Raw genomic sequence first — 7,690 nt, forward strand, 5'->3', positions numbered from 1 at the left:
GCCAACCTCGTTTACAAAGAGCGCGAGCCGCACCCCGTCAATGGGTCCAGGCCATCAGAACGCAGAGCGTGGCGAAGATGTAGAGGACGTAAATATGAAGCCGTCCGTGCTGCAGTATTCGTATATAGGAAAAGGCCAGGCCGGTCCATCGAAACAGTGGCGTCAGCACCCGGTCGAGCACCGTTTCGGTGACCGCGTAGTGAAACCGTACCGTAGGGGGGAAGCTCTCGTCGGCAATGGCGGGTCTCACCCGCCGTGGCGCCGCAAGCACCCCCAGCAGATTCACCGCCATCTCGCTGAAGGAGGTGCCGGTGTACTGCATCCGTGCTGTCGGTTCCAGGTAGCCGCATCCCCAGGTGGTCCCTCGGGTGCAGGGCAGCCTGCGCAGCCGCAGCAGGTAGAATGCTCCGAGAGCAGCCCCGAGGATGACGAGCAGGATAGCGGCGCCGGTGAGCGGCACGAGCGGTACCTGACCGATTACGCGGGCCACCGCCTCCCGGTCCAGACCCCCATAAAACACCACCACCGGAGCCACCAGTCGCGCCAGCAGCGGCGGAACCATGCCGGCAACGAGGCATCCCACGGCCAGAAGGACCATCGGAGCGGTCATCAGCCCCTTCGCTTCATGGCTGTGGGATGCGGCAGCTGAACGGGGAGCACCGAGAAAGATGGTCCCGTAGAGTTTGACGAAGGTGATGACTGCGAGCCCCCCGACCAGTGCCAGCACCGGCGCCACGAGGGCCGCCAGCGGCAGTGGGCTGGCAATGCCATCCGTGATGGCCCCGACATAGAGAAAGAGTTCGCCGACAAACCCGTTGAGGGGCGGCAGTCCGCAGATGGCGAGGGAGCCCACCAGAAAGAGCAGCGACGTTATGGGCATGCGCCGAGCAAGCCCCCCCATGCGGTCGATCTCGCGGGTGCCGGTACCGTGAATCAGCGCCCCGCTCCCCATGAAGAGGAGGGATTTGAACAGGCCGTGGTTGACGATATGGATGAATGCGCCGGAGAACCCGCACACCACCAGGGTGGGAGAGTGGGTCTGGATGCCAACCAGGGCCAGGCCGATGCCGATGAAGATGATCCCGATATTCTCAATGCTGCTGTATGCCAACAGCCGCTTGAGGTCACGCTGGCCCATGGCCAGGGCGATGCCATTCACCGCCGACCACGCTCCCAGCACGATCATAAGCCAGCCAAGCCATGCGGGGAGGACATCAAAAAACGACAGTGTCCTCAGGATGCCGTAAACCCCCATCTTCAGCATCAAGCCAGACATCATAGCCGACACATGGCTGGGGGCATTGGCATGGGCGCCGGGAAGCCAGAAATGCAAGGGCATGAGGCCGGCCTTGCCGCCGAATCCGATCAGGGCGGCTGCGATGATGATCGTTGCGAACGGCACCGCCTGGGAAAGGGAATGGGATCCCGGGAAGGCAAAGGTGCCGAGCGTTCCGCGCAGCAGCGAAAACATCGCAAACAACGCCATGGTGCCGGTATGGGTGGCGATGAGATACACGCCACCGACACGCTGCACTTCAGCGCTCCGGTGCTCCGTCGTCAGGAGAAAATAAGCCGAGAGGGCCATGACTTCCCAGGCCATCAGGAACAGGACCCCGTGGCGCGACAGGACAACCGCCACCATGGCCGCGGCAAACAATCCCTGAAACATCGTCAGCTTACCAGCGGTTGGCTGTTCCCTGGCCGGCCAGTACGCCACTGCGTACACCGAGGCGCAACCGGTCACGATAAAGAGGGGAAACAGGAAGATCGCCGAGAGATGGTCCACGGAAAAAAGCGCGGGGCCGAACGGCAGCGGCCAGTCGATCTGGTAGGTGGCTCCCGGGGTTCCACCCAGGAGGGCAGCAACAGCGGCTTCGCCCAGCAGTGATGCGGCAACGACGCAGAAGGCGGCAATCCGTTGCCCGAAAACGGGGCGCCGCAGAAGGAGCCCCGGCACACCGGATAGCGCCAAAAGCGTTGCTGCAGCAAGAAGATACCCGGTCGGTTCAAGAACGATGGTCACGAATTCCTCACCACTCCCCCTCGCGTGTTGGGGCCGCACACGGCGCCAGAGGCGGCACTAACGAGTTATGTGTTGTAAAAAAAAATAACACATAGCAAAAATATATGTTACAAATAGTCTTGCGTCAATCAAATAGTTGGCCGACAACATTATGAGCAGCGCCTATCGAGGAGAGAGTCGTTATGCCCAACACGCGACTGAACATCACGCTACCAACCCCCATCGTTGACGACATCAAGGCCCTCTATGGGCAGCGGGGGTTGAGCCAGTTTCTGGAGGAAGCGGCCCGGGAAAAGCTTGCGGAAGTGAAAAAGAAGGCCTACAAGGGGCTGATTGAAGGGTATCAGTCCACGGCCGAGGAGACAAAAGAGGTGCTTAAAAAGTTTGAGGGGGCGGTAACGGAGGAGCGCGATGTTTAAGCGTGGCGGCATTTACGCGGTCAATCTGCCTCACGCCAACGCCCAGGAACCGGCGGTCTGCCCCTGCCTGGTGGTGAGCAACAACATCAGCAACGAGTTTTCGCCGGTGGTCACCATCATCCCCTTGAGCTTCACCCGCCTGGAGAAGATCTACGATTTCGAGACGCTGCTGCCGGCCTCGGGCACGGGGCTGGAAAAGGATGCAAAAATCAGCTCCCACATCCTCATTACCATCGACAAGGCCATTGTGGTGGGAGACCGTCTCGGCTTCATCACCAGGACGCTCATGGGGCAGGTAGAAAAGGCACTTCGTTTACAGCTTGGCCTCGAGGAGACCCCGGGGTCCATGAAGGGATAATGCAATGCTTCTCGAACCATCCGACGCCGCACAGGCACTGAACGTCGATGAAAAAACCGTCGTGCGCTGGATCAGGAAAGACAATCTGCCGGCCGAGATGATCCGGGGAGAGTACCGGATAAATCCCGTGGATCTTCTGGAATGGGCCACGGAGCGGGGCATGAAGGTCAATCCCGCCCTGTATAAAATGCATGATGCGGACAATCGGCCGCTTCCGACCCTGAGCCAAGCCCTGGAAGCCGGCGGCATCCACTGCGGTGTCACCGGAACCGACAAGGAAACGGTGCTGCACACGGTCGTCTCCCAGCTGGACTTGCCCCCGGAGCTGGATCCCGACTTCATCCTTCAGGTACTCCTTGCCCGTGAGGCCCTGGGCACCACCGCCGTGGGTGACGGCATCGCCATCCCCCACGTGCGCAACCCGATTCTCGTGCAACTGCCTGTACCGAAGGTATCACTCAGCTACCTCGCGGAACCGGTCGATTTCGGCGCATTGGACGGCAAGCCGGTGCAGATCCTTTTCACCATCATTACCCCCACCATCAGAATGCACCTGCATCTCCTGTCGAAGCTCGCCTTCTGCCTGCGCGACCCGCGCCTGCGCCAGATTCTGGGGCGGGAATGCAATCCGGAGGCGATTGTAACCGCCGTCAGGGAGATCGAAAAAGATCTCGGGAAAGGCTCCCCATGACCGTGCCGCGGCAGGTTGGAGCGACGAGATTCCGATCGTCGGGCACGCAACTCCCAGGGTATTTTTTCAACCGCAAACACACTGACATATGATATTAAACCAGTAACGACATCCTTCAGGCTCGTCTTATTCCGCTCCCACCCACAAGACAATGATGAAACGTTCCCTCGTAATTCCGGTCCATAGTGGTAATGACAAGAAGAAGGATCTGCCCGATGACCTTGAGGCATAGGGCACTCCCCTTCCTTCTCCTCTATTTCCTCGTCCTTCTCTTTCCCGGCACCGCCCTCCATCTGAGGGAATCGACCGAGGCCCGCTACGGGGAGATCGCCCGGGAAATGGTGGTGACCGGCAACTGGCTCGAACCGCACCTGAACGGCATCACACATTTCCACAAGCCTCCCCTGGCCATGTGGGGGATGGCCGCCGGGATGGAACTCTTCGGCATCAACGGCTTCGGGGTCCGCTTCTTCGGCATCGTGGCGGCCGCGGTGGCGCTGGCGGCCCTCCACCGAACGGCGCGCCTCTTTCTGGACGAGGAAGATGATGCCGTCAACGCCCTCCTCATCTGCGCCACGTCGCTCCTCTTCCTCACTTCGTCGCGGGTGGTCTCCACCGACATCTACCTGGCCTCCTTCACGGCCCTGGCCCAATGCTTCCTTTTCCGCCAGATGTACGGGGAACGGAGCCCCTGGAACGCTCCGCTCTACGGGCTGTTCCTCGGGCTCGGCTTCATGGTCAAGGGACCGATCATCTTTCTCTTCACCCTCATTCCCTTTCTGGTGGCAAAGACCTTCAACCGCGTGCACCGGCAGGTCTTCACATGGCGCGAGGTGGCGATCGGCACCGGGGTCTTCATGGCAGTGGCGCTCCCCTGGTACGTAGCAGTCAGCATCAGGAACCCGGAGCTCCCCGGCTATTTCCTCTGGGTCCAGACCGTGGACCGGCTGGCCACCGACCGCTTCGGCCGAGGCAAACCGTTCTGGTACTTCTTCTTCATCTTCGCCACGACCTTTCTTCCCTATACCCTCTTTTTCGCCCGGGGGGTCGCGGGATGGAAACGGCTCGACGGCCGGATCCGGACCCTCTTTGTCTATATCGTGGCGCCGCTGGTGGTCTTCACCCTGGCCAAAAGCAAACTCTCGGCCTACATCCTTCCCTTCTACGGTACCGCCTCAATCATCACGGCATACGCACTGGCACGGTTCGAAACGGCACGACTGCGTGCCGCCACCCTGGTCATTCTCACCCTGACCGCCGTGGCAGTGGGGGTAACCGGCTTCGTCTACAAACCGGCGGCTCCTCTCAAAGTCCAGCTTGCACTCTATGGCGTGGCCCTTCTGCTCCTCAGCGTCTATCTCTGGAGGAGCTATCTCTCCTCCCATTTCGTGAGGAACACGGCCCTCTATGCCCTCTGTGTCTCTGCAACCGTTTACGCCGGCATGACGCACTTGGGCCCCGACCTGAAGGGTTACCGGGAAATGGTTGCCGCCATAAACCGGGTCGATCCGGAGAAAAAGTGCGATGTGCTCATGTACGACACGTTCCTCCCCTCCCTCTCCTTCTACCGGAACAGGCTCACAGCCATGGGACTCGTGAGCGACCGTGACCTTCGGTTCCAGAGAGACGGTTCACTGCGGGATATATACCTTCCCACCGATGCCGACGTGGAACGTTTCCTGACGGAACGGCGCGAGATCTTCGTGGTTACCGACCCGGCCCGAATGGAGACCTTCAAACGGAATCACGCGTGCTCCGTCATACCTGTCTTCGTTCAGCGGAAACAAACCGCCTACCTTTGCCGCAAGGACCCCGCGGCCTTACCGCCCCGCCAACCCGAACATACTCGTGCCCGGTGATAGGTGCTCGACCTCAGGCGCCGATCTCCTAAAAGCAAGGGAAGAATGTTATTATTGACATCCCAAATCCAGTATGATAAAAAAACCTTCGCTTTGCGCTATAAAGAAATTTTGGTTGAAAATACAGCGTTTTTTCGCAGCATTTGCAGCCAATAATCAGCAAAAAGCCCCGCAAGGTTAACAACTTGCGGAAACAATTCATTCCCCGTTAGCTCAGTCGGTAGAGCAGGTGGCTGTTAACCACCTTGTCCGTGGTTCGAGTCCGCGACGGGGAGCCATTAAAAACAGGCACTTACAAGGCTTCTTGTAGGTGCCTTTTCTTTTTGTGTGTTTCAAGGCCACTTTCTATGATTTATTAGGGCGGGTCAATCTCGTATCTGAAATCGCCCTCATTACTGCAATACTGCCCCCCAATGCACAGCTTGCCATGGTCATGCTGCCGCCAGTCCGCATACTGACACCAGGATCGTTTTCAAGAACCCCCGAAAGGTGGTGTCGTCCTCTACGATGAGAATCCGTGCAGTCATCCTCTGGGTTCCTCCGCCAGCGGCAGCTCCACCGTGAAGGTGGTGCCCCTTTCTGGCTCGCTCGTCACGGCAATGGTGCCGCCTGCCTCCTCGACGATCTTTTTGCAGATGGCTGCCCGAACGTTCCGCATCGGATGCCACCACTGAACGGCAGCGGGCGAGGACCCCGGCAACGTCGAGCACTGCCTGCTCGCGCGGTTCCTGCCAGGAATAGACGAGGAGATCATCCACCAGCGACTCCAACCGGATCGATTCGTCAACGATAAGGCCTGCGAAACTGCGAGCCTCCTCATCCCCCAGCTGTTCCTGGAGCAGTTGGGCGTACCCCTTGATGCCCGAGAGGGGATTTCTCACCTCATGGGCAATGACGGCCTCCATCTCCCCCAGATGCGCCAACCTCTCCCGCCGCGCCATTTCCTGCCGGTGCCTCTCCTCGCGGCGGGCATACCGGTAAAGGAGTCCTCCCATGCCCCATGCAGCAACGAGAAGGGAGAAGAGCACCACCATACCGATCCGGGCACGACGGACAACCGCATCGGCCCGATAGGAGTGGAGAGCAAGGCGGAGCGCCAGGGTCTGGCCGGGGAGATGGAGGGGAGAATTGAATTCGTAGACCTCCTCGCCGGTCCCCAGTCGCACCTTTGCCTCGCCAATCCCGGCATTGCTGAAGATGCCGGCGTAGCGGCGGTCCTCTACCCTTGTGCCGATCAGTGCCGGGTTGGAATGAAATCGTTGCACACCGTTAGAGTCGATGAGGGAGAAGTAGGCGATGTCCCTTGCGTGAAATGTTGACAGTGCGGAAAAGGACGGGTCCCGGCCGGCCAGGGACTCGATGGCGGCGGAGAGGGAAAGCGCCAGCCCGCGCAGCTCCCCCTCGGCGATGGGAATGGCGCCCCGGTAGTTGCCGACGGCAAAGACCACCAGGAGCAGGGAAAGGACCACTCCCCCGACGAAGGAACCGATTTTCACTGCTTTGCTGTGCATTTCCGTGTTACGGCATCCGGGCGGTGATGGCGAATTCCGGCGGGTCCATGATGGCCTTTTTCACCGAGCAGAGCCCTGCCGCCTTCACGCAGGAGTAGGAGCAGGCTTTCGCCGGAATGGTGTCGACCCCGAGGCTTCGCCCCAGGCGCCGTGATGGAACCGGCCCGAAGACGGACATGGAAAGGCTCCTTTCCTGGCGTTACGTTGCCGTCTGACGAATGGTTTTTCCGGTGACTGCAGAGGAATTACTGCCGATAATTATAGCTCCTTATCGAAAAATCGCGAGGTTCCCTCTTAAATGTGAGGCTGATGCCAGTTCCTGCCTTGGTTCAACAGCACTTGGAACAGCCCCGGTGACCGGGCACCAGCATATGCCGAAACTCCGTCACTGACGTTACGGGCGAAAGCTGTTCGACGCGCTCAGGATTATACCCATGGCTCCTGGGTCCATGGTTTTCAAACAAAAAGGCCGTCTCCCGCTCATGGGGGACGGCCTCACTGGTTCTGCGGCTCCATTGATTATCCGGTACCGGGCGCCCGATTGTTGGGCTGCGGTGGTTAACTTACGTTTCAGCGGCTCTTTACTTCAGCCTTCTCTCCAAAGCTCTCCTTCACCCCTTTGACGATGCCGAGCATGGTGAGAACTGCCGGTACCATCTGGGCCACGATGATCAGGGCGCAGAAGCCAAGGAAAATCCATACGAACACGCCGCTGTTGTCTTCCCGTGCCCCCGATGCCGCCAGAGCCGACGTTACGCTCCCCATTACCATTGCCAGTGTGCTGGCTGCCGTTCTCGCTCTCATGACCGTCTCCTTTCTTATTCTCTTC

The 7,690-nt window shown here is 59.6% G+C and carries 7 protein-coding genes, 1 tRNA gene and 2 pseudogenes; 5 read left to right on the top strand and 5 right to left on the bottom strand.

Features of this window, described 5'->3' with window-relative positions:
- Positions 1-37: 37 nt before the first annotated feature.
- Entirely contained in the window at positions 38-2,023 is a 1,986-nt protein-coding gene (locus RCH91_RS16855; RefSeq protein ID WP_306536170.1) for a proton-conducting transporter membrane subunit, read from the bottom strand.
- A 182-nt stretch (positions 2,024-2,205) separates the two neighbouring features.
- Between RCH91_RS16855 and RCH91_RS16860 the strand changes: the two genes are divergently transcribed.
- The 5 genes from RCH91_RS16860 (at position 2,206) to RCH91_RS16880 (ending at position 5,628) form a co-directional block, all read left to right on the top strand.
- Positions 2,206-2,442, top strand: coding sequence for an antitoxin (locus RCH91_RS16860; protein ID WP_306536171.1), 237 nt, complete (start codon positions 2,206-2,208; stop codon positions 2,440-2,442).
- Complete coding sequence (locus RCH91_RS16865) at positions 2,435-2,800, top strand: type II toxin-antitoxin system PemK/MazF family toxin (RefSeq protein ID WP_306536172.1); 366 nt, start codon at positions 2,435-2,437, stop codon at positions 2,798-2,800. The genes RCH91_RS16860 and RCH91_RS16865 overlap by 8 nt, the downstream gene beginning before the upstream one ends.
- Before the next feature lie 4 nt (positions 2,801-2,804).
- Positions 2,805-3,491, top strand: a complete 687-nt coding sequence (locus RCH91_RS16870) for a PTS sugar transporter subunit IIA (RefSeq protein WP_306536173.1) — start codon at positions 2,805-2,807, stop codon at positions 3,489-3,491.
- A 215-nt stretch (positions 3,492-3,706) separates the two neighbouring features.
- On the top strand, positions 3,707-5,350 hold the full coding sequence (locus tag RCH91_RS16875; RefSeq protein ID WP_306536174.1) for a glycosyltransferase family 39 protein: 1,644 nt from the start codon (positions 3,707-3,709) through the stop codon (positions 5,348-5,350).
- 202 nt (positions 5,351-5,552) lie between these two features.
- Positions 5,553-5,628: transfer RNA gene (locus RCH91_RS16880), tRNA-Asn, on the top strand.
- A gap of 245 nt (positions 5,629-5,873) precedes the next feature.
- Here RCH91_RS16880 and RCH91_RS16885 read toward each other — a convergent pair.
- The 4 genes and pseudogenes from RCH91_RS16885 to RCH91_RS16900 all read right to left on the bottom strand — a co-directional run bounded on the left by RCH91_RS16885 (position 5,874) and on the right by RCH91_RS16900 (position 7,665).
- Complete coding sequence (locus RCH91_RS16885) at positions 5,874-6,170, bottom strand: ATP-binding protein (protein WP_306536178.1); 297 nt, start codon at positions 6,168-6,170, stop codon at positions 5,874-5,876.
- Positions 6,136-6,861: pseudogene (locus RCH91_RS16890) on the bottom strand (histidine kinase dimerization/phospho-acceptor domain-containing protein); the annotation flags it as partial. The gene RCH91_RS16885 and the pseudogene RCH91_RS16890, both read right to left, overlap by 35 nt.
- 85 nt (positions 6,862-6,946) lie before the next feature.
- Positions 6,947-7,039 (bottom strand): annotated as a pseudogene (locus tag RCH91_RS21505) (radical SAM protein); the annotation flags it as partial.
- 392 nt (positions 7,040-7,431) lie between these two features.
- Positions 7,432-7,665, bottom strand: a complete 234-nt coding sequence (locus RCH91_RS16900; RefSeq protein WP_373694410.1) for a hypothetical protein — start codon at positions 7,663-7,665, stop codon at positions 7,432-7,434.
- Between the last annotated feature and the right edge of the window lie 25 nt (positions 7,666-7,690).

The sequence above is a fragment of the Geobacter sp. genome, assembly GCF_030834625.1.
Taxonomy (GTDB): domain Bacteria; phylum Desulfobacterota; class Desulfuromonadia; order Geobacterales; family Geobacteraceae; genus Geobacter.

Coding starts and splice junctions, on each gene's coding strand:
- RCH91_RS16900 (WP_373694410.1), bottom strand. CDS start 7,665: ATGAGAGCGAGAACGGCAGCCAGCACACTGGCAATGGTAATGGGGAGC.
- RCH91_RS16865 (WP_306536172.1), top strand. CDS start 2,435: ATGTTTAAGCGTGGCGGCATTTACGCGGTCAATCTGCCTCACGCCAAC.
- RCH91_RS16875 (WP_306536174.1), top strand. CDS start 3,707: ATGACCTTGAGGCATAGGGCACTCCCCTTCCTTCTCCTCTATTTCCTC.
- RCH91_RS16860 (WP_306536171.1), top strand. CDS start 2,206: ATGCCCAACACGCGACTGAACATCACGCTACCAACCCCCATCGTTGAC.
- RCH91_RS16885 (WP_306536178.1), bottom strand. CDS start 6,170: ATGAGGAGGCTCGCAGTTTCGCAGGCCTTATCGTTGACGAATCGATCC.
- RCH91_RS16870 (WP_306536173.1), top strand. CDS start 2,805: ATGCTTCTCGAACCATCCGACGCCGCACAGGCACTGAACGTCGATGAA.